Origin of the sequence: Xanthomonas sp. 3498 (assembly GCF_014199795.1) — a bacterium.
GTDB lineage: Bacteria > Pseudomonadota > Gammaproteobacteria > Xanthomonadales > Xanthomonadaceae > Xanthomonas_A > Xanthomonas_A rydalmerensis.
In genome coordinates this window covers 925,286-948,182 of sequence record NZ_JACHOH010000001.1, presented here as the reverse complement: position 1 = coordinate 948,182, position 22,897 = coordinate 925,286, and the positions used below count along the sequence as shown (strand labels likewise).

The following is a 22,897-nucleotide window of genomic DNA, read 5'->3' as shown; positions in this document are numbered from 1 at the left end:
TCGCGTCACCGGAGCGGAGTGTTCCGCGGTCCCACGGTGACTGGGCGATTCGCCTCCTCCCTCCTTTCGTCGAGAGCTGTCTCATGCATCCGCAGACCGCACCCGCACCACGCCGTTCCGTCGTGGCCAATGCCCTTTATGGCCTACTCAATCCCATTCCATTCGGCTGCTTCGTCGCCGCGCTGATCTTCGACGTCGTCTACGCCCGCACGGGCGTGATCCTGTGGACCAAGGCGGCCGCCTGGCTGATCGCGATCGGCCTGGTCATCGCCATCGTGCCGCGGCTGATCAATCTGGTGCAGGTCTGGATCACCGCGCGACGCTCTGCACTGCCGGTGGAGCGGCTCGACTTCTGGTTGAACCTGCTGGCGATCGTCGTCGCCATCTTCAATTCCTTCGTGCATAGCCGCGATGCATATGCCGTGGTGCCTGCGGGGCTCTGGCTCTCGGTCGTCACGGTGGTGCTGCTTGCCATCGGGCATGTCCTCATCGCCATTCGCCGTCCCTTGCATGAGGAGTATGTCCATGGCTAAGCGCCTATGTATGTCCGCCGTGGCCCTGGCCTGCGCGATCGCCCTGGCCGCTTGCGGTGGCAAGGCCGCGCTCGAACCGACGCAGCAGTCGGGCAACGCGCCACCGCTGCCGGAAGCCAGGAATTTCCTGTTGCCGCCGATGCAGGTTCCCGAGGGCGTGGGCTGGAAAGAGGGACAAACGCCCAAGGTGGCGGCCGGGCTGAAGATCGAGAAGATCGCGGGCGGCCTGATGCATCCGCGCCAGCTGTACGTGCTGCCCAACGAGGATGTGCTGGTGGTGGAATCCAACTCGCCGGGCATGGAGCCGGTTACCACGCCCAAGCAACTGATCGCCGGCCTGATCCAGGGCCGCTCCGGCAAGAGCGCCAAGGGCGGCAACCGCATCACGCTGCTGCGCAGAGCCGCTGACGGCACATGGGAGCGGCACGTGTTCCTGCAGGGCCTGCACTCGCCGTTCGGTGTCCAGTTGATCGGCGATAGCCTGTACGTCGCCAACACCGACGCCATCATGAAGTTCCCCTATGTGGCCGGCCAGACGCAGATCAGTGCGGCCGGCACGTTGTTCACCGATCTTCCCGGCACCATCGAGCACCACTGGACCAAGGCGCTGTTGGCGAGCCAGGACGGACGCAAGCTGTACGTGGGCGTCGGATCCAACAGCAACATCGGCGAGAACGGGCTGGACGTGGAGTACCGCCGCGCGGCCGTGCTGGAGGTGGATGTCGCCTCGGCCAGCAGCCGCATCTTCGCCTCGGGCATCCGCAATCCCACCGGGCTGCAGTGGGAGCCGCGGACCGGGAGGTTGTGGGCGATCGCCAACGAGCGCGACGAGATCGGCGCCGACCTGGTGCCCGATTACCTGACCTCGGTCCAGGAAGGTGGCTTCTACGGCTGGCCATACAGCTATTACGGGCAGAACGTGGATACGCGAGTCAAAGAGCAGCGGCCCGACCTGGTCGCCAAGGCGATCAAGCCGGACTATGCGTTGGGTTCGCATGTGGCGGCGCTAGGCCTGTGGTTCACCCGCGGCGAGACGCTGCCACCCAAGTACCGCGAAGGCGCGTTCGTCGCCGAGCACGGCAGTTGGAACCGCTCGCCGCTCAGCGGCTACCAGGTGGTCTACGTGCCGTTCCAGCATGGCCGTCCCGCCGGTCCGCCGCAGACCGTGGTCAGCGGCTTCCATTCGGAAGACGAGTCGCAGTTGTTCGGTGCCCCGGTCGGCCTGGCGCAGGACAAGGATGGCGCGCTGCTGATCGCCGACGATGTCGGTAACAGTGTTTGGCGCGTCAGCTTCTGACCGATCGCATGCTGTGCCGACCATCGGCAGGTGGGTGGAGTGATTCTGCGTGATGCGGTACCCAGCGCTGGCGCCGGCCGCTGCCGAAGTGGGGCGGCAGGCGCGGCACCCTGGGCGGCCGGAATGCAGAGGCCATGTGGAACGAAAAAGCGATCTGCCTGACTTTCGGCTCGGAACCGCGCTGATCCCACCCGCCTGGCACGCCTTCAGTTCGAGCGTATCCAGTCCAGCGCCACCAGCATGTGGATCGCTTCGGACAGCGCCTGTGACGTCTGTTCGGAATCGGCCGTATTTCTGGAGGCGAGCAGATGTGCAAGCAGTTGCTGCGCGTGGAGCACCTGCCCGGGATGCGCCGCCTGCAGGCGGCGCGCGGCCTGGAACACCGTCATGATGTCCTCGGCCTGGTCGGTGTTCCTGATGCGCGCGAACAGGTCCACGGCCTTGGCGATCTCGGCCTCGTAGGGCGCATACGCTGCAGCGAACCGGGCATGCTCGGTGTCATATTGCGGCGACGCGCGCAGCGCCATCGTGCAGCCAGTTGCGGTTGGCCAGGTCGGTCAGGATCGGCCGGACGTCGCCCTGCCGCGGTCCACGACCGGCATCGCCGAATGTCAGCCCGGTCGGCACGCCCAGCTCGGTCATGGCCCAGCAGAGCTTCTGGAACAGCGTGCGCCCGATCGGCCGCGCCTCCGGCCGGGTTTGCAGCCGTCGCAGCACTTCCATGATCGCGACCCAGCCCGGCTGGGTCGCCGTGCGTTTGCCGGTGCCCTCGGCCGAGGCGTTTGCCGGCTGCGACAGGAAGGCGGGCTCGAGCTGCGCCAGCGGCGTGCCGTACGGTGCGTAGACCTCGATGTCGACCGGCAGGTGCGCCAGCGTGCGGTAGATCAGCGGACCGACATCGTCCCAGGCCAGCCCACCATTGCCGCAGCCGAGCGGCGGCAGGGCAAGACTGCGCACGTCCCATGCACGCAGATGCGCGGCGAGATAGTCCAGCCCTGCGGCGATGTCCTCGAGCCGCGATGGCGAGCGCCAATGGCGCTTGGTCGGGAAGTTGAGAATGCGGATGCCGCTGGCTTCCGCATAGAGATAAGGTTCGCCGATGCGCACGCGGCCCTCGCGGCAGCGCACGGCATAGTCCTCGAACATGGCCGGGTAGCGCCGCTTGAACGCCTGCGCGATGCCCTTGCCCATGATGCCGGCGCAATTGACCGCATTCGCGTAGACGTGGGCGTGGCTGGCGAACAGGTCGCCGATACGTGCCTTGAGCATGGTGCGATCCATCGATGGAGAAATCCCGTGGGCAACGACGACCGCATGTCCGCACTGGGCAGGGCGCGCCGCGTGTGCGGATGGCGCCATTCACGGCCTGGCCCAGGCAGGCGGGGCGAGGAGGCGGATGCTGACGTCAGCGCATGGGCAGGCGGGGCGAGGAGGCGGATGCTGACGTCAGCGCATGTGCGCTTCTGGCTGTCCTGCAGCCCGGGCGGCCAGGGCGGCCAGGGCAGCAGCGGGGAGCGCGCAAGCATGCGGCTGCGGCGTCTCACTTCCTGAGATCGGGCGACGCCAGGAAACATGCGACGGCGCCGATCAACGGCAACGATCCGCTGCCTGGGAGCGGCTTCGGCGACGGGCGTTACAGGGGATGCCTCGTCGCGGCCGAAGCCGCGCCCATTGATGCGCTTCCTCTCTCGCTTGAAGGTTCCCTGGTATCTGGCAGGCGGCCTACGGGTGGCAAACGCTGCTCGATCGTGACGCGGTGCATTGCGCCGTTAGCGGAGTGCTGGCTTGTCGGTCATATATGAAACGTATACGATACATATATCAATCGCATCGGGAGCCACCATGGGCATCGTCAATATCGACGACGACCTGCACGACCAACTGCGTCGCGCCTGCACCGTGACCAGCCGCTCGATCAACGCGCAGGCCAATTTCTGGATCAAGGTCGGCATGCTGTGCGAGATGAACCCGGAGTTGTCGTTCCAGGACATCGTGGCGCGCGAGCTGCGCGCGGCGGGGGTGCGGCCGCAGGCGGTGACACCGGGGCGCACGTGATCAAGCGGCCGGACGAGCTGGCGCTGCTGGCCGAGTCCGGGCGGCTGCTGGCGCAGGTGTTCGCACGGCTGGACGGGATGTCCTTGCTGAGTCGCAGCACGCTGGAGCTCAACGACCTCGTCGAACGGATGATCGTGGACGAACTGGGCGCACGGCCCGCGAGCAAGGGCCAGTACGGTTTCCCGTTCGTGCTCAATGCCTCCATCGACGACGTGGTCTGCCATGGCGTGCCATCGGCCGACGATGTGCTGCGCCACGGGCAGATCGTCAATCTGGACATCACCCTGGAGAAGCACGGCTACATCGCCGACTCCAGCACCACCTACCTGGTGGGCGAGGTGGCCTATCCGGCGCGGCGGCTGGTGCAGGCCGCGTACCAGGCGATGTGGAAGGGCATTGCCGCGGTGCGTCCGGGCGCGCGGCTGGGCGACATCGGTCACGCCATCGCGCGGCATGCGCGTGCGCATGGCTACACCGTGGTCAAGGAATACTGCGGCCACGGCATCGGCCGCGCCATGCACGAGGAACCGCAGATCCTGCACTACGGGCACGCCGGCACCGGCCTGGAGTTGCGCGAGGGCATGGTGTTCACCATCGAGCCGATGCTCAACCAGGGGCGCGCGGCGATCCGCGCATTGCCCGAGCAATGGCCGGTGCATACGCGCGACGGCAAGCTCTCGGCGCAGTTCGAGCACACCGTGGCGGTGACCGCCAGCGGCGTGCGGGTGCTGACCTTGCGGCCGGGCGAAGTGCCGTTGTGCAGGGTGGAGTGAGGACGGCGATCGACGGTGCGGTGTGGATGCGAACGATGCTGCGCAACGGTGGGAGACGACCTTCTCGTCATGCCTGGTCGCGTCGCGGCCGAAGCCGCTCCCACAGGCGCGGCACCAGCCTTGTCGGAGGACTGCACTGTGGGAGGGACTTCAGTCCCGACGACGGAGGGTGTCAGTCGGCTTTCGGCTTCGCTTGTCGCGGCTGCACGACAATTGACTGCCGCAATGGCAGCGGCAGCGCCGGTCTAATTCTCGGCTGACGCGTCGCCGCCGCGCCGCGCACGCCAGTGCGCCACGCGCTCCTGCAGCCCCACCACGCAGACGAAGAACGCCGGCACGAAGAAGATCGCCAGCACGGTGCCGCTGACCATGCCGCCGAACACGCCGGTGCCGATCGCATGCTGGGTCTCGGCGCTGGCGCCACTGGCCAGCATCAACGGCACCACACCCAGGGCGAAGGCGAGCGAGGTCATCAGGATCGGGCGCAGGCGCAACCGTGCGGCATTGGTCGCCGCCTCGACCAGCCCCTGGCCGTCGCGGTGCAGTTGCCGGGCGAACTCGACGATGAGGATGGCGTTCTTCGCCGACAGGCCGATGATGGTGATCAGCCCGACCTTGAAGAACACGTCGTTGGGCAGGCCGCGCAGCATCACCGCGGCCACCGCGCCGAGCAGGCCCAGCGGCACCACCAGCAGCACCGACAGCGGGATCGACCAGCTCTCGTACAGCGCCGCCAGCACCAGGAACACCACCAACGCCGACAGCAGCATCAGCAGCGGCGCCTGCGCGGCTGACTGCCGTTCCTGCAGCGATTGCCCGGTCCAGGCCACGGCGAAGCCGGGCGGCAGTTGCGCAGCCAGCCGTTCCATCTCGGCCATGGCCGCGCCGCTGGACACGCCGGGCGCGGCGCCGCCGGCGATGCGCACGGCCGGGAAGCCCTGGAAGCGCATCAACTGCTGTGGGGCGTCGGTCCAGCTGGCGCGCACCACTTCGCGCAGTGGCACCATGCCGCCGCTGTCGCTGCGCACGCGCAGGCCCAGCACGTCGTCCAGTTGCATGCGCGACGCGGCGTCGGCCTGCAGGATCACCTGCTGCATGCGCCCGGCGTTGGGGAAGTCGTTGACGTACAGCGAGCCCATCGCCGCCGACAACGTAGTGCTCACCGTAGCGAACGACAGGCCCATGGTCTCGGCCTGCTGGCGGTCGATCTCCAGGTGAATGCTCTTGCCCGGCGGCAGGCCGTCGGCATAGACATCGCTGACGACGTCGCTGCGCGCGGCCAGGTCCAGCAGTTGTGCTTGCGCGGCCATCAACGCCGCCTCGCCGCGGTTGCCGCGGTCCTGCAGGTACACGGTGAAGCCGGAGGAGGTGCCGAGCTCGTCGATGGCCGGCGGCAGCAGGCTCATCACCGTGCCTTCGGGCAGGGTCGCCATCGCCTGCTGCGCGCGCTCGGCTTCGTCGCGCGCGCTGGCGCCGTGGCGCTGGTCCCAATCCTTGAGCATGGTGAAGGCCATGGCCGCGTTGGTGCCCGAGCCGGAGAAGCTGAAGCCGAGGATCACCAGGTTGGAGGCCAGCGCCGGGCGCGTGGCGACGTGCCGCTCGAACGCCTTGACCACGTCCAGGGTGCGCTCGCTGGTGGCGCCGGTGGGCAACTGGATCGAGGTCATGAAATAGCCCTGGTCCTCTTCGGGCAGGAACGCCGAGGGCAGCACGCGCATCGCCAGGACCAGCGCCACGCACAGCGCCGCGAACACCGCCATCACCCGCCCGCCGCGTCGCAGCAACCAGGTCACGCGCGTGGCGTAACCGCCAGCCAGGCGCTCGAAGCCACGATTGAACGCGCCGAAGAAGCCGCGCTTGGCGTGATGGCCGGGTGCGACCGGACGCAGCAGGGTGGCGCACAGCGCCGGGGTCAGGGTCAGCGCCAGGAACGCCGAGAACAGGATCGACACCGCCATCGCCAGGGTGAACTGCTGGTAGATCACGCCCACCGAACCGCTGGCGAAGGCCATGGGGATGAACACCGCGGTCAGCACCAGGGTGATGCCGACCACCGCGCCGGTGATCTCGCGCATCGCCTTGGTCGTCGCCTCCCGCGGCGGCAAGCCTTCGCTGGCCATGATCCGTTCTACGTTCTCCACCACCACGATGGCATCGTCGACGATGATGCCGATCGCCAGCACCATGCCGAACATGGTCAGCACGTTGATGGAGAAGCCGGCCAGCAGCATCACCGCGAAGGTGCCCAGCAGCGCGATCGGCGCGACGATGGCCGGGATCAGTGTGTAGCGCACGTTCTGCAGGAACAGGTACATCACCAGGAACACCAGCACCATCGCCTCGAGCAGGGTCTTGAGCACCTGCTTGATCGAGAGCTTCACGAACGGCGCAGTGTCGAACGGGATCGAATAGGTCATGCCCGTCGGCATGCTCGCGGCCAGTTCCGCCAGGCGTTCCTTCACCGCCTGCGCGGTGCGCACCGCATTGGCGCCGGGCGAGAGCTGGATCGCCGCGCTGGTGGCGGCGGCGCCGTTCTCGCGGTTGGAGAAGCCATAGGACTGCGCGCCCAGTTCCACCCGCGCCACGTCGCCCAGGGTCACCCGCGCGCCGCCGCTGTCGGCACGCAGCACGATGGCAGCGAACTGCGCGGGCGTGGTCAGTTGCCCGGCCACGGTCAGCGGCACGGTCAGGCGTTGCCCGCGCACGGCCGGCTCGTCGCCGAGGCGGCCGGGCGCGATCTGCGCGTTCTGCTGCTCGATCGCCTGCGCCAGCTCGGTCATGGTCAGGCCGTAGGCGACGAGCTTGTCCGGGTCCACCCACACGCGCATGGCCTGCTCGGCGCCGAACAGCTGCACGCGACCGACGCCGTCGATACGCCGCAGTTCCTGCACGATGTTGCGCGCCAGGTAGTCGTTGAGCGCCACTTCGTCGTAGCGGCCGTCGGGCGAGGTCAGGCCGACCAGCATCAGGAAGCCGGACGCGGCCGATTCCACCTGCAGGCCGTTCTGCCGCACCGCCTGCGGCAGGCGCGGCTCCACCGCCTTGATGCGGTTCTGCACGTCCACCTGCGCCAGCTCCGCATTGGTACCGGGCTTGAAGGTGGCGGTGATCTGCGCGCTGCCGGAGGTGTCCACCGTGGACTCGAAATACAGCAGGTTCTTGACCCCCGACAGCTCGCGCTCGACCAGGCTCACCACCGAGTCGTTGAGGGTCTGCGGCGTGGCGCCGGGGTAGGACGCGATCAGCGACACCGACGGCGGCGCCACCGAGGGATAGCGCGCCACCGGCAACTGGCCGATGGCCAGGGTGCCGAACAGCACGATGAACAGCGCGATCACCCAGGCGAAGACCGGGCGCTCGATGAAGAACTGCGGCATGGCGGCGTCCCCTGCTCAGTCCACGGCCGCGGTGGCGACGGCCGGCGGCTGCCACGCGCGTGCCTTCACCTTGGTACCGGTGCTGAGCCGGTCGATGCCTTCGACCACCACCTGCTGCCCGGCCTGCAGGCCGGCGACGACACGGTAATGCCCCTGCACCAGTTCGCCCAGCTGCACCGTCGCGTTGCGCACGCGCGCGTCGGCGTCCAGCACCCACACCTGCGCATGCTTGCCGACATGGGTGACCGCCTGCTGCGGCACGCGCAGCGCTTGCGCGTAGTGGGCACGCGGCACCCGCGCCCGCACGTACATGCCCGGCAGCAGGCGCCGCTGCGGATTGTCGACGAGGATGCGCAGCAGCACGTCGCCGGTGCCGGCATCGACGTTGATGCCGGAGAACAGCACGCGCCCGCTCAGCCCCGAGGGCACGCCGCTACGGTCGAGGATCTGCGCCGGCAGGCCGTCGCCGGCGGCGGCCGGGTCCAGCGGGTCCAGGTCGGCGGCGGACTGGCGCACGTCGACGTAGACCTGGTCGATCTGCTGGATCACCGCCATCGGTGCGCTGTCGCTGGGCGAGACCAGCGCGCCCTCGGTGAGCAGCGCCTGGTCGATGCGGCCGTCGATGGGCGCATCGACGGTGGCGAAGGCCAGGTCCAGGCGCCGCCGTGACAGCGTCGCCTTGGCCTCGGCGACCGCGGCGGCGGCCTGGGTACGCTGCGAGACAGCATCGTCGTACATCTGCCGGCTGACCATGCTGGATTCGACCAGTCGCTGTAGCCGGGCATGCTGCACGTCGGCCAGCACCTGCGCGGCCTGGGCGCGATGCAGTGCGGCCGCGGCGGTGTCCATCTCGGCCTTGAACGGTGCCGGGTTGATCTGGAACAGCGCATCGCCGCGCCGCACATCGGCGCCCTGCTCGAAGAAGCGGCGCTGCACGATGCCGCCGACCTGCGGACGGATCTGCGCGCTGCGCACCGCGGCCACCCGGCCGGGCAGGTCCACGCTCACCGTCATCGGCGCCGGGCGCAGGGTCATCGCAGTGACCTGCACCGGCGCGGCCACCGCCTGCGGCGGCGCGCCACCGCCGCAGCCGGCCAGGGCCAACGCCAGCGCGCCACCGATTCCCAGAGTCCGTACCTGTTGCCGCATGCCCATGCCTCGTGCCTCGTCCCTGCCGCCGCGGATACGGCGACGCCAAAGCCGCGCATGGTCGCGGCCGCGGGTTGCGCGGCGTTCGATGCTGTGTGGAGATATGATGGAGATCCGCGCCCGTCCGGGCCGATGCGCTTTTCGCCGCCACGCCATGTCCGTTTCCTCTCCGGGCGCCACCGCGCCCGCGTCCGCGCCGCTGGTCCTGATCGCCGAAGACGAGAGCGAGATCGCCGAGATCCTGATCGCCTACCTGGCGCGCAGCGGGCTGCGCACCGCCCACGCCGCCGACGGCCGCGCCGCGCTGGAACTGCACCTGGCACTGGATCCGGACCTGATCCTGCTGGACGTGCAACTGCCGGCGGTGGATGGCTGGAAGGTGCTGGCCGAACTGCGCCACCGCGGCGAAACGCCGGTGATCATGCTCACCGCGCTGGACCAGGACATCGACAAGCTGATGGGCCTGCGCCTGGGCGCCGACGACTACGTGGTCAAGCCGTTCAACCCGGCCGAGGTGGTGGCGCGGGTGCAGGCAGTGCTGCGACGCATCCGCGGCAACGGCGCCGAGGAGGCGCGCAGCCTGCGCGTGGGCGCTTTCCATGTTGACCTGGACCAGCACGAGGCCAGCGTGCGCGTGGGCGAAGACCGGCACACGCTGGACCTCACGCTCACCGAGTTCAAGTTGCTGGTGCGGCTGATGCGTGCACCGAAGCGGGTGTTCAGCCGCGCCGAACTGCTCGACGCCTGCCTGCCGGAAGGCGACACCCAGGAGCGCACCATCGACAGCCATATCAGCAAGCTGCGCAAGAAGCTGGAGGCGCTGGGCGTGCAGGGCACGCCGGCCAGCGTGCGCGGCGTCGGCTATCGGTTCGGAACCGGCGCATGAGTCGCGCCACCGGGCTGCGCCGCCAGGTCATCCTGTCGCTGGGCGCGCTGGCGCTGTGGATCATCCTGCTGTCGGTGGTCGGCTCCTACGTGTTCTACGCGGTGGCGGTGGCTTACCAGCCGGACAGTATCTCCGACACCTGGGTGCCGTCGCGCGTGGAGATGATGTGGATGGGCGCCACCGCGGCGCTGGCCGTGGCGATCGCGGTGGCGGTGGCGGTGCGGCTGTCGCGGCGCATCCTCACCCCGTTGAACTCGGTGGCGCACAGCCTGCGCGAAGTCGCGCAGGGCAATCTGCATGCGCGCGCGAGCATGGACGCGCATGCACTGGGCGAGACCGCGCAACTGGTGCGCGACTTCAACGCCATGGCCGATCGCCTGCAGGCGATGACCCGCGAGCGTGCATTCTGGAATGCCGCCGTCGCCCACGAACTGCGCACGCCGGTGACGATTTTGCGCGGGCGCCTGCAAGGCCTGGCCGAGGGCGTGTTCGCGCCGGACGTGGCGGCGTTCGAGAGCCTGCTGCGGCAGGTCGAAGGCCTGAACCGGCTGATCGAGGACCTGCGCGTGCTCAGCCTCACCGACAGCGGGCATCTGGAATTGCAGTCGGCACCGGCCGATCTTGTCCAGGAAGTGGAGGCGGTGCTGCATGCGTTCGCCGCCAGCCTGGACGCGCGCGGGCTAGTGTTGGAATCCACGCTGGCGCTGCGCACGCCGGTGCTGTGCGATGCGGTGCGCATCCGCCAGGCGCTGATGGCGCTGCTGGAGAACGCGCAGCACTACGCCGAGCCGGGTCCGCTGCGGATCGGCGTGCAGGCGCAGGCCGACCAGTGCGTGCTGTTCGTGGAAGACACCGGCCCCGGCATCGCCCCGGAGATCGCCGCGCGCGTGTTCGACGCGTTCCGCCGCGGCGATCCGTCGCGCTCGCGCAAGAGCGGCGGCAGCGGCCTGGGCCTGGCCGTGGTCAAGGCGATTGCGGTAGCGCACGGCGGCGATGCGCTGTGCCTGCCCGCCGGCAGCGGGACGCGGTTCGAGGTGCGTTGGCCGTTGGCGTCGGGGGAGGCCGTGGCCCGCGCGGCGCAGGTGCCGGAGCGACGCTAGGCGCGCTTTGCCTCAGGCGGCGACACGTTGCCGCGCACACGCGCCACGCGCCACGGCAGCATGCGGGTCAGTACATCGTCGCGCCGCATCCAGTGATGAAACAGCGCCGCAGCGACGTGCAGCAGCACCACCACCCAGGCGATCCACTTGCCGATGAAGTGGTGCACCACGTCGATCGGCGCTTCGAACGCCTCCCAGCTGAGGTGCCAGGTGCGGCTGATCCAGGCGAACAGCGCGGTCTCGTTGAAGCCGGGGATGCGGAACAGGCCGAGGTCGGTCGGCGCGCCGGTGCCGATGTAGCCGGTCAGCGGCATCACGATCAGCAGCGCGTACAGACCCACGTGCGCCAGGTGCGCGAGCCGGTGTTCCAGCGCCGTACCCGGCGGATCGTCCGGCTGCACGTCCAGCCAGCGCCACAGCAGCCGCGGCAGCACCAGGAACCCGACCAGCAGGCCCAGCACCCAGTGCAGGTTGAGTACCGGCAGCGACGTGTCCGAGGTGTCGTCCATGAACCAGATGACGTAGTACACCACCGCATACGCACCGATGAAGGCGGCGGCGGTGGTCCAGTGGAACAGCTTGGCGAGGGCGCCGAAGCGCTGTGCCGTGTTGCGCCAGTGCATGTGCGTGGTCCTGGGTGGGAGGCGAAGAAGAGACGCGGCGCGCTCAGCGCGCGCGCAGGCTGTCGAGCAGCCGGTCCAGCGCGTCCAGCGCATCGGCCAGCCGCACATGCAGGTCGGCGTCGGGCTCGGCGATCCAGAACGCCGCCTCGGTGATCGCACCGTAGAGCATGCGTGCCATCACCCCGGCATGCAGCGGCGCCACCGTGCCGGTGGCGATCAAGGCTTCCAGCGCCGCCTGCAGCGCGGCGATCCCCACCGACTGCGCGGCTGGCGGCACGTCGCCGAAGGCGGCGCGCGCGTCCTGCAGGATGATCCGGCGGATCTCCGGCTCCAGCGCCAGTTCCAGGTAGGTGCGGCAACGGCGGCGGAAGCCGTCCCACGGCGTGGGCGCCGCGTCGGACACCGCCTGCAGGCGCAGGCCCACCTCGGCCTCGATCTGCTCGATGACCGCGATGAGCAGGCCGTCCTTGCTGCCGAAGTGGTGGTACAGCGCGCCGCGGGTGAGGCTGGCCTCGGCGGTCAACACGTCCATCGAGGTATGCGCGAAGCCGTGCGTGGCGAACGCCTGCCGCGCCGCGGCCAGCAGGCTGGCGCGGGTGGTTTCGATCATCTCGCGGCGGCTGCGGCGCTGGTGCACGGGGATATCTCATTCACATACTTGGTGTACGTTATTTGCGTACAGGACGTATGTCAATGCGCCTCGATTGGGTTCGATGCGCGCACGACAGGGATGGCGACGCGCCAGCCGGCACGCCATTGCGCCCCGAAGGCGTGTGCCGCTCGGATGGTGCGTCGTGTGCCGCGAGTGCCTCTTTCAGGTTCCGGGCCTCGACAGCGCGGCGATCGCGGCGTGTGGAGTGCGATGGGCTGCGACCGGAGTAATGCCGCTTGGCGCGAAGGCCGTCGCAGGGGCGCTGATCGAACCGGTCAGGACCGACCGATGAATCCGGTCGTCGTGCGCTCGCGATGCGCGCGTGGTGCCGACTCCGCTCGCGCGCTAGCCAAGGCCTTCACTGCGTGTGTGGTCTGGTGACCGCTGTGCAACCGAATTGGAGTGTCGAATGGACACCACGCTGATGCCCTGGGTCGCCGGACTGTTCGTCCTGCTCATCGCCGCGATGCTGTATCTGGTGACGCGCGCCAAGAAGAACCGCAACCGCCCGGCGCAGGATCACGCCGCGACCAAGAGCGACGTGGACAGCGCGTCCAAGCGCTAGCGCGTCGCGTCAGACGTGGCGGCCGCGCGCTCAGGCCTCCGCGTCGATCGGCGCGAAGCGCGGGCGGCGCACGCCGTCGACCTCCACCTGCTCGACGAACATCGGGTACGGCCGCACCCACATCGCGCCTTCACCGTAGAGCGGCCGGTACAGCACCAGCGGCTCCAGCGTCTCGCTGCTGCGGACCACGCCCAGCACCTCGTACTCGCCGCCCTTGAAGTGGCGGTAGCGGCCCAGGGCGATGGAAGGCAGGGGGCTGAGGTCGCGCATGCGGGTCTCCGGAAGAGTGGGGCGTGGAGTGTAGCCGGGCTCCACGCGCGACTACTGGCGTAGCGCGGCGGGCGAACGTCGCGTCGCGTCGCGCCGCTCGCCGGGCGATGGCGGTGCGCGAACCCTATGGCGCGGAATCGGCGAAGTCGAACGCCTGCCCGGGCTCGGCGGCGACGAAGCCGGCGGCGGCGATGCCCGCCAGGTGCAGTGCCGCGGACAGCGCCTCGCGCGGCGCCTCACGGCCTTCGTCGGTGAGCTGGAAGGTGCCCCAATGAATGCCGAGCGCGTGCCGCGCGCCGGTGTCCTGGAAGATCCGCACCGCTTCGGTGGGGTCGATGTGCTGCGGCGCCATGAACCAGCGCGGCGCGTAGGCACCGATCGGGATCAACGCCACGTCGGGCGCGCCGTGCCGGTCGCGGATCTCGCGGAAGATGGCGCCATCGCCATAGCCGGTGTCCCCCGCGAACCACACCGATCCCCGCGCCGTCTCGATGAAGAAGCCGGACCACAGCGCCATCCTGCGGTCGGCGATGCCACGGCTGGACCAATGGTTGGCGCGGGTCAGCGTCGCCGTCGCGGTATCGCCGATCGGCAGCCGCTCATGCCAGTCGCCGGTGGCGATGCGCGCATCGGGAACGCGCTTGCGCAACAGCACATCGTTGCCCAGCGGCATCACGAACAGGGGATGGTGCGCGTCGTGCAGCTTGCGCAAGGTCGTCAGGTCGAAGTGGTCGTAGTGGTTGTGGCTCAGCAGGACCGCATCGATGGGGGGCAGGTCTGCGAAGCGGATGCCTGGTGCCGTCACCCGCTTGGGCCCGGCGATCTGCGAGGGGCTCGCACGCTGCGACCACACCGGGTCGGTGAGCAGATTGAGGCCGGCGGCCTGGATCAGCAGCGTGGCGTGGCCGACCATGGTGATGCGCAGGCCGTCGTGCCGCTGCGCCGGCACCGCGGGTGTCACCGGGACCTGCGCGGGCCAGCGCGCGGCGCCCATGGCGGCTTTCCAGCGCAGGACCTTGCTCAGTGCGTTGTCGATGGTGGGCTGGCCCGGGTTGAAGAAGCGCACACCGTCGAAATGGTCGCTGACGGGGCCGCGGTAGTAGGGGTTGGCCATTGAGGCGCGATCCAGGCGATGCATGGGGAAGGGGAAGGTTACGCGTCCGCGGCGCAGGCGTGCGTGTGCGCCTGCCTCAGTTGCCGCCGCAGGTCTCGAGGTGCAACGTGGCGGTCTCCAGCACAGTGCTGTCGAACCAGAGGCACGCGATGGTCTTGCTGATCATCTGGACGCTCCTGCGTGGGCGCGCATGGCACGGACGAACGCCGCCAGTGCCTGGCTGCACGCCAGACCGCCCGGGACGACCACAGCCGCGGGCGGCCGCCGCCATTGCTGTCCCTCAGACCGCCGCACCGTCACGAGAAGATATCCGCCACGTAGCGGCCGTGTTCGCGTTCCATCCGGTCGGCCCAGGCATTGGCCGCGTCGGCGCTGACGCCCATGCTGTCGCGATAGATGCGTACGAAGGTGTCGCGCACCGCCGGCGCCATGTGCTCGCCGTCGCCGCAGACGAACACGGTGGCGCCTTGCTGGAACAGTGCCGACACGCGCTCGCGGTCCTGCCACATGCGGTGCTGGACATAGGCGATGCCGTCCTGCGGCGCTTGCGAGCAGGCCAGGCGCACATCGACCACGCCCATGTCCTGCCAGCGTCGCAATTCGTCCTTGTACAGCCAGTCGACGTCGGGATGGTCGATGCCGAAGAACAGCAACGCCTCGCCGACGGCGCGGCCGCCGGCCTTCTGGATCGCGCGCTCCTGCAGGAAGCCATGGAACGGCGCGATGCCGCTGCCGGCACAGACCAGGATGATCGGCGTGGCCGGATCTTCCGGCGGGTGGAAGCTCGCCTGCGACGGCCGCACCGCAACCGACACCAGCGCGCCCGCATCCAGGCCGGCCAGGTAGGTGGAGGCCACGCCGCGGCGTCGCCCCATGCCCGACAACGCCGGTGCGTCGAGCACGGCCACGGTCAGCGAGCACTGTGCCGGGTCGCGCAGCGGCGAGGAGGAAATGGAGTATTGCCGCGCGCGCATGGCCGGCAGCGCGCCGAGGAATGCACCCAGCGCCAGCTCACAGGCGGGGAAGCGCTCCAGCAGATCGAGCAGGCTGGTTTTCTTGGCGAGCACCTCGTCGGTGTAGGCCGGCTCGACGGCCAGCGTTTCCAGCGCGTCGCGATCGGGCGGGCAGCGCGTGGCGGCCGCCAACTGCACGACCTGCGCGCGCGTGGCCGGTTGCGCCAGTTCCACGTAGTCGGTGAGGACCTGCGCCAGCGCGACCGGATAGCCGCTGGGCAGGCTGGAGGCGGCGCCAGGACGCTGGCCGATGACGACCTGCGTATCGCTGGCAAGGCCGAAGCGGCGCAGCACGCGCTCGACCTGCGCGGCGGGGTTGCGCGGCAGCACCGCCAGATAGTCGCCGGTGCGATAGCGCATGCCATCGGGCAGCGCGATCTCGATGTGACGCTTGGAGCGGGCGAACGGTGCGGACATGTCGACCAGTTCGCGATTGTCGACGATGCGTCCCTGGTCGAGCTCGGTCAGGCGCAACGCGTCGAGTCGGGCGGAGGGGACGATGTCCACTTCCAGCGCGTGCGCGGTCTGCTCCAGCGCCGCCTTTCCCAGTGCCTGCCCCAGATCCGTCCACAGCTCGGCGTACCAGGCATCGAAGCCGCCGAAGAAATCGCCGCCGGCGTCGGTTTCGCCGCGCGGCCTGAAGCGCGTGGCGCCCGCCGCCTCCAGTGCGGCATCGACGCGTTTCGGAATCGCCTGGTAGGTGCGCGCCCATTGCCGGTTGCCCGATCCGAACACGGCGTAGCGCACGCCGGCCAGATCGCCGGCCGCCAGGGTGTCGATCCAGTCCACGAAGCGGCGCGCGTTGTCTGGCGGCTGGCCTTCGTAGGAAGAGGTGACCACCACCACCGCGCCGTCGCGCGGCAGGCGCCCGACATGCTCGTCCAGCGGCGCGACCACCGGTGCGTACCCTTGCGCGGCCGCATCGCCGCCGATGCGCTGCGCGAAGGCTTCGCACGAACCGGAATTGCCGCCGTACAGCACCAGCAGCGGCGTGCCCGATGCGGTGCCGGCGGGGACCGACGTCGCAGCAGGCGCCAGCGGTTTCTGCGGCGCCGTCGGCAGCGCGCTGCGCGCGCGCACCGCGACATCGGCGCGGCGGCGCGCGCGGATGCGGAAGCCGTCCGGCTTCAGGGTCAGGGTTTCGGCGACCTTGAGTTGGTAGTTCGGATCGACCATGTCCAGGTCGAAACGTTGCAGGATCATCGTCAGCACCAGCTGCGCTTCCTGCATCGCGAAGCCGCGCCCGATGCAGGCGCGCACGCCGTTGCCGAACGGTTTCCAGGCATTGGGCGGGAGCCGTTCGGCCGCCTCGGGCGCGAAGCGCTCCGGGCGGAAGGCTTCCGGTTCCTCCCATACCTTCGGATCCCGATGCAGGGTGGGAATCAGCACCAGCAGCGTGTCCTGCGGCGTCACCGCATAGCGGCCGGCCAAGGTTGTCGCTTCGCGCGCGGCGACCGCGAACGCCGGTGCGGTCGGCCACAGCCGCAGGGTTTCCTGCAGGATCTGTTCGATGTAGCGCAGCCTGGCCAGGTCCTCGACCTGCGGCGGCTGCGTGCCCAGCGCGGCGTCCACCGCCTGGCGCGCCTGCGCCAGCGCCGTCGGATGGCGCAGCAGCAGGTACAGCGCGAACGACAGCAGGCCGCTGGTCGTTTCGTGGCCGGCGATCAGGAAGGTCACCAACTGATAGCGGATGTTCTCGTCCGACAGTCCGTCCCCGGTCGCCTGGTCGCGTCCGTACAGCATCAGGTTCAGCAGGTCGTCGCGCGAGGCCGCGGCGGGGTCGGCCCTGCGCTCGGCGATCAAGGTGTCGGCGACGCCGCGGATCATCGCCAGGTCGGCCTCGTAGCGGCGCCGGCCCGGCGCCAGCAGGCGATTGGCCAGGTCCGGCCGACGCGCACGCACACCGGCTTCGGCCAGGGCACCCACCATCGCTGCGACGAAGGGATGCATCTCGTTCTGGTAGAAGCTGTTGAAGCGGTAGTCGAACGCGCACAACGCGATCGTGTCGAGGGTCAGCCGGGTCATGTTGTCGGCCACGTCGATCACCGCGTCCGGGCCGAACCGTTCCCAGCGTTGCAGCATCTGTTCGGCGATGTCCTCCATGCGCCCGAACATTGAGCGCACGCCGATCGGACCGAACGCGGGCATCAGCAGCCGGTGCGCCTTGGCCCAATTGGGCTCGTCGTTGTAGGCGGTGAACAGCCCGTCGCCGCCGAGGTCGCGCAAGGCCTGCAGCGGACGGTGCAGCTTCTTCGCGAAGCGGGTTTCGTCGCACACCTCGTCCACCAGGTCCTGTCCGCTCAGCACGGTCAGCGACAGCGGGCCGCTGTGCAGGCGAAAGATCGGGCCATGCACCTGGGCCAGCCGCATCAGGCTCTGCACCGGTGCATCCGCATCGAGATGGTGGAAATTGCCGAGCAGCGGCAGCGAACGCGGTTGTGGGATGGCCTGCGTCATGGGGCGCCTTCCTGGGGAGAGTGCGATGGGGCGATCGGTGCGGGATCGACGCCGGGATGCGGGGCATGCAGCAGGGTGGCGAGCACGGTCTCGACCAGCCGCGTCCGCGCCTCGCCGGGCCCGATTTCCGGCGCCAGCCGTGCCAGCAGCTGCGGGAACTCCGGCGGCTGGCTCAGCATGCTGTTGAGCAGCACGAAGAACAGCGCCGGGTGCGTCGCCTTGACGATGCCGGCCTGGATTCCGGCAAGGATCAACGCCTGGCCGGCGGCATAGGCCGGGCGCAGCAACCGCTCGGTGACCACGGCAGCGCGCTCGGGGCGTTCGGAGACCACCCGCGCCACGAAGTCGCGCACCGCCGGATGGGTGTCGTAGAAGGTGGCCATGAGCAGGATCGCATCCGCCAGCCGCTCCGGCAGCGCGCGCGTGTCGTCCGCGGTCAGCTGCGCCATCGCCGCCAGCCGCGGCTGCAGGGCCTGCGCGAACTGGTCCACGCACGCGTCCCACAGCGCGGCCTTGCTGCCGAAATGCACGCGCACCAGGTTCGGACTCACCCCCGCGGCGGCCGCGATGCTGCGGATGTTGGCGCCGTCGAACCCATACCGGGCAAAGGCGCCGGATGCGGCTGACAGCAAGGCCTGGCGGCCATCGGGCTGGTCCTTGGTCGGGCGGCCGCGAGGACGAGGACGAGGGCGGTGGGGCTTGGGCGTCGTCATGGTGACGACGATAAAAATGTCCAGCTGTACATTTATGAACTTGCGCGCGAGCTTCGTGCCCTCGTTCAGCGCGTAGTTGCGCCTGGCGCGCGGGGCTGGATCACGCGGAGATGCGGATGCGGTGAATGCGAGGCGCCGTGCCGGTGCCTCGGTCGCGCGGCGATCGGGTGTCGCGGGCGCCAGCGTCGGTGGGCCGCACGTGCGGCGTCACTTCGGCGTGCCCAGGCCGCCGATGTTGAGCATGACCCGCAAACCGATCACCAGTGCATCGTCCGGCGCGCGGCGCGCGGCGGGATTGCCAAGGATGTCGGGGTGGACGATGTACTGCACGTTCGGCACCAGGAACAGCGGCGACTGGGCGATGCGATAACTGTAGTTGAGTTCGACCATGACCTCGTTGCGCGCGATGTCCGGCGCCGCGCCGCGCTTGCGCAGCAGATCGTTCATGTAGCCTTGCTGGTCGGCGCTGAAACGGTAGTAATTCGCGATGACGCCGAGTCCGTCGCCCGGCCGCGATGCGAACGGGCCGCTGTAGTACAAGCCGGCGGTGACCTGCAGGTCGTAGACCTGGTGCGCATCGAACGGTGCGGCGATGTTGCCGAAGGCGACCAGCATGCGCTTGCTCGCCATGCCCTGCGGCCGGTACAGCGCGCGTTCGCCCATCGCATACGCGCCCCAGCGACCGCCGTCGTACAGGCGCGCCGGGCCGCCGACCAGCCCGCGCAAGCCGCCGGCCTGGTTGTAGCGCAGATCGCTGTAGTCGGCCGAGTTGTACCAGAGGCCGGCGAGGTAGCGCGGCGCGCCCTGGCCGCGCGCGGGATCGGGTTCGTAGCCGACCTCGAGCGTGCCCAGCACGCCGTTGCTGTCGGCGGTGCTCCAGTCCAGGCCATGGGTGTTCTTGCGCTGCGGATTCAGTTCGAACGCGCCCACCGAGACATAGCTGGCATCGGGCTTGTAGCGCAGCTTCGCGCCCCAGTTCACGTAGGGAAAGCCGACGAAACCGCCATCTGCCTGGCTCAGTTGAAACGGGCAGTCCGAGGCGCCGACGAAGCGGCAGCCGTAGCGGCTGCGCGCGAACTGCCAGGTGGTGTTCATGCGTCCGGCGACCAGTTGCCAGCGGCCGTCGGCGAACACCTGTTCCCAGGTCAGCTGCGCCAGTTGCGCCTGCTGCTGCGGATACCAGTAGCCCTGCACCTTGACGCCATTGCCGATCTGCCGCTGCGACAGGCTGTCGCCGTAGTACCAGGCGCCGGTGGCGTGCAGCGTGGCGCCGGGAATGCCGAACAGGCGTTGCAGATCCAGATCCGCACCGGCGACCACGCCGCCGGCATTGCGATCGCCGCGCGACAGGCCACCGTCGACGTTGCGCGCATAATCGTTGGACCAGACGAAGCGCGGCGCGATGCCGTGCTCGTCCAGCCACTGCCCGGTGTCGGCGGCGACGGCGGATACGGGGAGGGCGGCCGTCAGTGCGGCCGACGCGAGCAGCGACAGGGTGCGCGACATGGGAGCGGATTCCACGGACGAAGGGAGGCACCTGACCCGCGCAGGTGGGGCGCGGGTCCGGACCTGGTAAGGCGTGAGAGGGCGGGAGCTTGCAGTCACGCAGCGACGCGAAGACCGCTCGGTGCGTGCGCCGTGCCGTCGACAGAAACGCCTGTGGGCGAGCCGGCGAGAGCAACAACGACAAGCGCGATGCGACGCAGGCGGCAGGCACGGTGCAGACACGCCGGCTGCCGCTGCGACGAGGGCCGCGCTTGTCCGCGGCCCTCTGTTCGACCCGAGCGGGTCAGGCCACCTTGCCGAGACCGGCGGCGGCCATCGCCGCGGCGATCTCCTTGTCGGCGCCCTCGGCCAGCGGCAGCAGCGGCGAACGCACCGTGGCGTGGTCGAGCAGGCCGCGCGCGACCAGCGCCCACTTCAGCGCCACCGAGCCTTCCATGTGCGAGCCGCGGTGATAGACGCTCTTGGTCACCGGCAGCAGGCGGTCGTGCACTTCGCGCGCCTTGGCGTAATCCTTGGCCTTGCCGGCGGCGATCATCTCCAGCAGCGGTTCCGGGGCAATGCAGCCGTAGCCCACCAGTGCGCCATCCACGTCGAACATGGTGTGCAGCAGATACTCGTCGTGGCAGGTCAGCACCGGCACGTTCGGACGCTCCTTGCGGAACACCGGGATCTCGGTGTCCCAGCGCTTCATGTTGCGCACGCCGTTCTTCATCGCGACCACGCCCGGCAGCGCGGCGATCTCCAGCAACGTCTCCAGGTCGTAGGTGGCCTTGGTCACGTCCGGGTACTGGAACAGGATCATCGGCAGTCCGCTGGCCTCATGGATGGCCTTGTAGCGATCCTGCGGCGCGCCCTTCTGGTAGCCGAAGCGCAGCCATCCGTGCGACGGATAGATCAGTCCCGCGGACGCGCCGGCAGCGACCGCGCGCTTGGCCTCGTCGGCCGCCACGCGGGTGCCTTCCAGGGTGATGCCGGCGATGATCGGGATGCGGCCGTCGACGGCGTCGCGGAACGCGGTGATCACCTTGGCCTGTTCGTCGCGCTCCAGGAAGGTGCCTTCGCCGGCGTGGCCGAGCACGGTCAGGCCCTTGACGCCGTCGATGCCGCAGAGCCAGGCGCCGATGCGCTTGATCGCGGGATAGTCGACGGCGCCGTCGCGGGTGAACGGGGTGACCGGCGCGGGAACCAGGCCTTTCAGGTCGATGTGGCTCATGCTCATTTCCTCTTCTTCGGATCAACGGGGGATGGAATCGAACGCGGGGTCCGACGGGGGTGGTACGGAAGCGACGCGCGATGCGCCGGCTGCGGCGCGGGCGATGCGCTCAGGGAGACAGCTGTTCCAGCGATTGGCCCTTGGTTTCCAGGGCGAAACGCCAGGTCACCGCGGCACCGGCCAGCAGCACGGCGGCGAAGGCCGCGAACACGTAGCGGATGCCGAGTCCGGCGATCACCGCGCCGACCAGCAACGGCCCGCAGGCCGAGCCCAGGCGCAGCCAGGCGCTGCCCAGTCCGGTGCCGATGGCGCGGATGCGAGTGGGGTAGAGCTCGGCCGAGTACAGGTACAGCGAGAAGGTGATGGTCTGCACCGCGGCATAGCCCAGCGCCGCGAACACCAGCACCTGCGGCGCCGAGGTGCCGCCGAGCGCCGCCAGCGCCAGCAGCGGCACCCCGCCGGCAACGAAGGCCAGGCCGTACCAGCGCTTGCGTCCGACCTTGTCGATCGACAGCGCGCACACCACCGCGGCGGCGACACCCGCCAGCGAGGTGAAGAAGCCATAGGCGATGCTCTGCTGCAACGACAACCCGAAGTGCGTGCGGTACAGCGTCGGCAGCCAGGTGATGATGCCGTTGGCCACCAGATACGAGCAGAACCACAGGCTCCAGATCACCAAGGTGCGCTTGCGATAGACGCTGCCGAACAGTTCGCGCCAATCCGAGCGCTGCGCCTTGGGCAGCGCAGTGCGGTCGAAGACCGGCGCCGGCAACGGGCCATGGCGGCGCTCGGCGCTGCGCTCGAGCTCGGCCACGATGGCGTCGGCCTTGTCGTAGCGGCCCTTGGAGGCGAGCCAACGCGGCGATTCGAACATGAAGAAGCGCAGCGGAATCATGATCGCCGCCGGGATCAACCCGACCATGAACATCGCCTTCCAGCCATAGGCCGGCACCAGGAAGTAGCCGATGCCGCCGGCCGCGACCAGGCCGAGCAGGAACATCACTTCGTACAGCAGGAAGAAGCGCCCGCGCTTCTTCGAGCCGATCAGTTCGTTGATATAGGCGCTGGCCACCGGCACCTCGCCGCCGGTGCCGATGCCCTGGATGAAGCGGAACGCGATCATCGCCGCGGCGCTGCCGGCGAACAGGCAGGCCACGTCCATCGACACGAACAGCAGGATGGTGAACAGCAGCACGTGCAGGCGGCCGATGCGCTCGGCCAGCCAGCCGAAGAACACCGAGCCCAGCAGTTGGCCCAGGTAGCCGGCCGACAGGATCATGCCGATCTGGGCCGGCGACAGCTGCCATTCCTTGGTCAGCACCGGCATCGCGTAGGCGATGGCGATCACCGTGTAGCCGTCGAAGAACGTGGCGGCGCCGACGATGTTGCGCGCCCACCACACGTTGCGGGTGATCGGCAGGCGTTCGAGGCGTGCGCCGATCTCCGCCTGCGCCTCGGCGATGGACGGCGCGCGGGCGGTGGCGTTGGCGGTGGTGGCAGGGGCTGTGGTGGGCATGAGCATCGTGGCTGCCTTTCGCAGGACAAGGGAACCCCGGCGCGGGCGCCGAAGCGTCCACGCAGCGAGACGGACAGGGAGGGCC

Annotated in this window: 20 protein-coding genes; 7 read left to right on the top strand and 13 right to left on the bottom strand. The window is 69.3% G+C overall.

Going from position 1 to position 22,897, the window contains the following annotated elements; translation table 11 throughout:
- Window positions 1-83: 83 nt before the first annotated feature.
- Window positions 84-533: a DUF2231 domain-containing protein gene (locus tag GGR66_RS03815; RefSeq protein WP_184447263.1), complete on the top strand. Its 450-nt coding sequence runs from the start codon at window positions 84-86 to the stop codon at window positions 531-533.
- Complete coding sequence (locus GGR66_RS03810; RefSeq protein WP_184447262.1) at window positions 526-1,830, top strand: sorbosone dehydrogenase family protein; 1,305 nt, start codon at window positions 526-528, stop codon at window positions 1,828-1,830. The genes GGR66_RS03815 and GGR66_RS03810 overlap by 8 nt, the downstream gene beginning before the upstream one ends.
- A gap of 206 nt (window positions 1,831-2,036) precedes the next feature.
- Here GGR66_RS03810 and GGR66_RS21105 read toward each other — a convergent pair whose 3' ends face one another.
- Together GGR66_RS21105 and GGR66_RS03805 are read right to left on the bottom strand one after the other, a co-directional pair.
- Complete coding sequence (locus GGR66_RS21105) at window positions 2,037-2,357, bottom strand: hypothetical protein (RefSeq protein WP_255421560.1); 321 nt, start codon at window positions 2,355-2,357, stop codon at window positions 2,037-2,039.
- Window positions 2,329-3,099, bottom strand: coding sequence for a macro domain-containing protein (locus GGR66_RS03805; RefSeq protein ID WP_255421559.1), 771 nt, complete (start codon window positions 3,097-3,099; stop codon window positions 2,329-2,331). Before GGR66_RS03805 ends, GGR66_RS21105 begins: the two co-directional genes overlap by 29 nt.
- 573 nt (window positions 3,100-3,672) lie before the next feature.
- On the opposite strand from GGR66_RS03805, the gene GGR66_RS03800 reads away from it, so the two are divergent.
- Together GGR66_RS03800 and map are read left to right on the top strand one after the other, a co-directional pair.
- The gene (locus tag GGR66_RS03800; protein ID WP_010340731.1) at window positions 3,673-3,885 is read left to right on the top strand and encodes a ParD-like family protein; all 213 of its coding nucleotides are present in this window, start codon (window positions 3,673-3,675) and stop codon (window positions 3,883-3,885) included.
- Window positions 3,882-4,658 carry a type I methionyl aminopeptidase gene (gene map, locus GGR66_RS03795; RefSeq protein WP_184447261.1) on the top strand — a complete coding sequence of 259 codons (777 nt, stop codon included), beginning with the start codon at window positions 3,882-3,884 and terminating at the stop codon, window positions 4,656-4,658. The genes GGR66_RS03800 and map overlap by 4 nt, the downstream gene beginning before the upstream one ends.
- 245 nt (window positions 4,659-4,903) lie before the next feature.
- Here map and GGR66_RS03790 read toward each other — a convergent pair whose 3' ends face one another.
- Together GGR66_RS03790 and GGR66_RS03785 are read right to left on the bottom strand one after the other, a co-directional pair.
- A complete protein-coding gene (locus GGR66_RS03790; protein WP_184447260.1) occupies window positions 4,904-8,035 on the bottom strand; it encodes a multidrug efflux RND transporter permease subunit in 3,132 nt (1,043 codons plus the stop codon).
- Window positions 8,036-8,050: 15 nt separating this feature from the next.
- On the bottom strand, window positions 8,051-9,190 hold the full coding sequence (locus GGR66_RS03785; protein WP_184447259.1) for an efflux RND transporter periplasmic adaptor subunit: 1,140 nt from the start codon (window positions 9,188-9,190) through the stop codon (window positions 8,051-8,053).
- A gap of 148 nt (window positions 9,191-9,338) precedes the next feature.
- Between GGR66_RS03785 and GGR66_RS03780 the strand changes: the two genes are divergently transcribed.
- Together GGR66_RS03780 and GGR66_RS03775 are read left to right on the top strand one after the other, a co-directional pair.
- Complete coding sequence (locus tag GGR66_RS03780; protein WP_160966036.1) at window positions 9,339-10,070, top strand: response regulator; 732 nt, start codon at window positions 9,339-9,341, stop codon at window positions 10,068-10,070.
- On the top strand, window positions 10,067-11,170 hold the full coding sequence (locus GGR66_RS03775) for an ATP-binding protein (protein WP_184447258.1): 1,104 nt from the start codon (window positions 10,067-10,069) through the stop codon (window positions 11,168-11,170). Before GGR66_RS03780 ends, GGR66_RS03775 begins: the two co-directional genes overlap by 4 nt.
- On the opposite strand, the gene GGR66_RS03770 is transcribed toward GGR66_RS03775, so the two are convergent.
- Both GGR66_RS03770 and GGR66_RS03765 read right to left on the bottom strand, forming a co-directional pair.
- On the bottom strand, window positions 11,167-11,793 hold the full coding sequence (locus GGR66_RS03770; protein WP_184447257.1) for a cytochrome b: 627 nt from the start codon (window positions 11,791-11,793) through the stop codon (window positions 11,167-11,169). The two genes, GGR66_RS03775 and GGR66_RS03770, sit on opposite strands and share 4 nt — an antisense overlap.
- Window positions 11,794-11,836: 43 nt before the next feature.
- On the bottom strand, window positions 11,837-12,430 hold the full coding sequence (locus tag GGR66_RS03765; protein ID WP_326520918.1) for a helix-turn-helix domain-containing protein: 594 nt from the start codon (window positions 12,428-12,430) through the stop codon (window positions 11,837-11,839).
- 424 nt (window positions 12,431-12,854) lie between these two features.
- Between GGR66_RS03765 and GGR66_RS03760 the strand changes: the two genes are divergently transcribed.
- Window positions 12,855-13,010: a hypothetical protein gene (locus GGR66_RS03760; RefSeq protein ID WP_019796750.1), complete on the top strand. Its 156-nt coding sequence runs from the start codon at window positions 12,855-12,857 to the stop codon at window positions 13,008-13,010.
- A 30-nt stretch (window positions 13,011-13,040) separates the two neighbouring features.
- Here GGR66_RS03760 and GGR66_RS03755 read toward each other — a convergent pair whose 3' ends face one another.
- From GGR66_RS03755 to GGR66_RS03725, 7 genes are all read right to left on the bottom strand, one after another.
- The gene (locus tag GGR66_RS03755) at window positions 13,041-13,280 is read right to left on the bottom strand and encodes a DUF1653 domain-containing protein (protein WP_184447256.1); all 240 of its coding nucleotides are present in this window, start codon (window positions 13,278-13,280) and stop codon (window positions 13,041-13,043) included.
- Window positions 13,281-13,404: 124 nt separating this feature from the next.
- On the bottom strand, window positions 13,405-14,394 hold the full coding sequence (locus GGR66_RS03750; RefSeq protein ID WP_184447255.1) for an MBL fold metallo-hydrolase: 990 nt from the start codon (window positions 14,392-14,394) through the stop codon (window positions 13,405-13,407).
- 296 nt (window positions 14,395-14,690) lie between these two features.
- The gene (locus GGR66_RS03745) at window positions 14,691-17,864 is read right to left on the bottom strand and encodes a cytochrome P450 (protein WP_184447254.1); all 3,174 of its coding nucleotides are present in this window, start codon (window positions 17,862-17,864) and stop codon (window positions 14,691-14,693) included.
- Window positions 17,861-18,496 (bottom strand): TetR/AcrR family transcriptional regulator, encoded by a 636-nt coding sequence (locus GGR66_RS03740; protein WP_221236192.1) that lies wholly within the window; start codon window positions 18,494-18,496, stop codon window positions 17,861-17,863. Before GGR66_RS03740 ends, GGR66_RS03745 begins: the two co-directional genes overlap by 4 nt.
- Before the next feature lie 288 nt (window positions 18,497-18,784).
- Window positions 18,785-20,083 carry a carbohydrate porin gene (locus tag GGR66_RS03735; RefSeq protein WP_184447252.1) on the bottom strand — a complete coding sequence of 433 codons (1,299 nt, stop codon included), beginning with the start codon at window positions 20,081-20,083 and terminating at the stop codon, window positions 18,785-18,787.
- A 283-nt stretch (window positions 20,084-20,366) separates the two neighbouring features.
- Window positions 20,367-21,296 carry a dihydrodipicolinate synthase family protein gene (locus GGR66_RS03730; RefSeq protein ID WP_184447251.1) on the bottom strand — a complete coding sequence of 310 codons (930 nt, stop codon included), beginning with the start codon at window positions 21,294-21,296 and terminating at the stop codon, window positions 20,367-20,369.
- Between the two features lie 109 nt (window positions 21,297-21,405).
- Entirely contained in the window at window positions 21,406-22,812 is a 1,407-nt protein-coding gene (locus GGR66_RS03725; RefSeq protein ID WP_184447250.1) for an MFS transporter, read from the bottom strand.
- Between the last annotated feature and the right edge of the window lie 85 nt (window positions 22,813-22,897).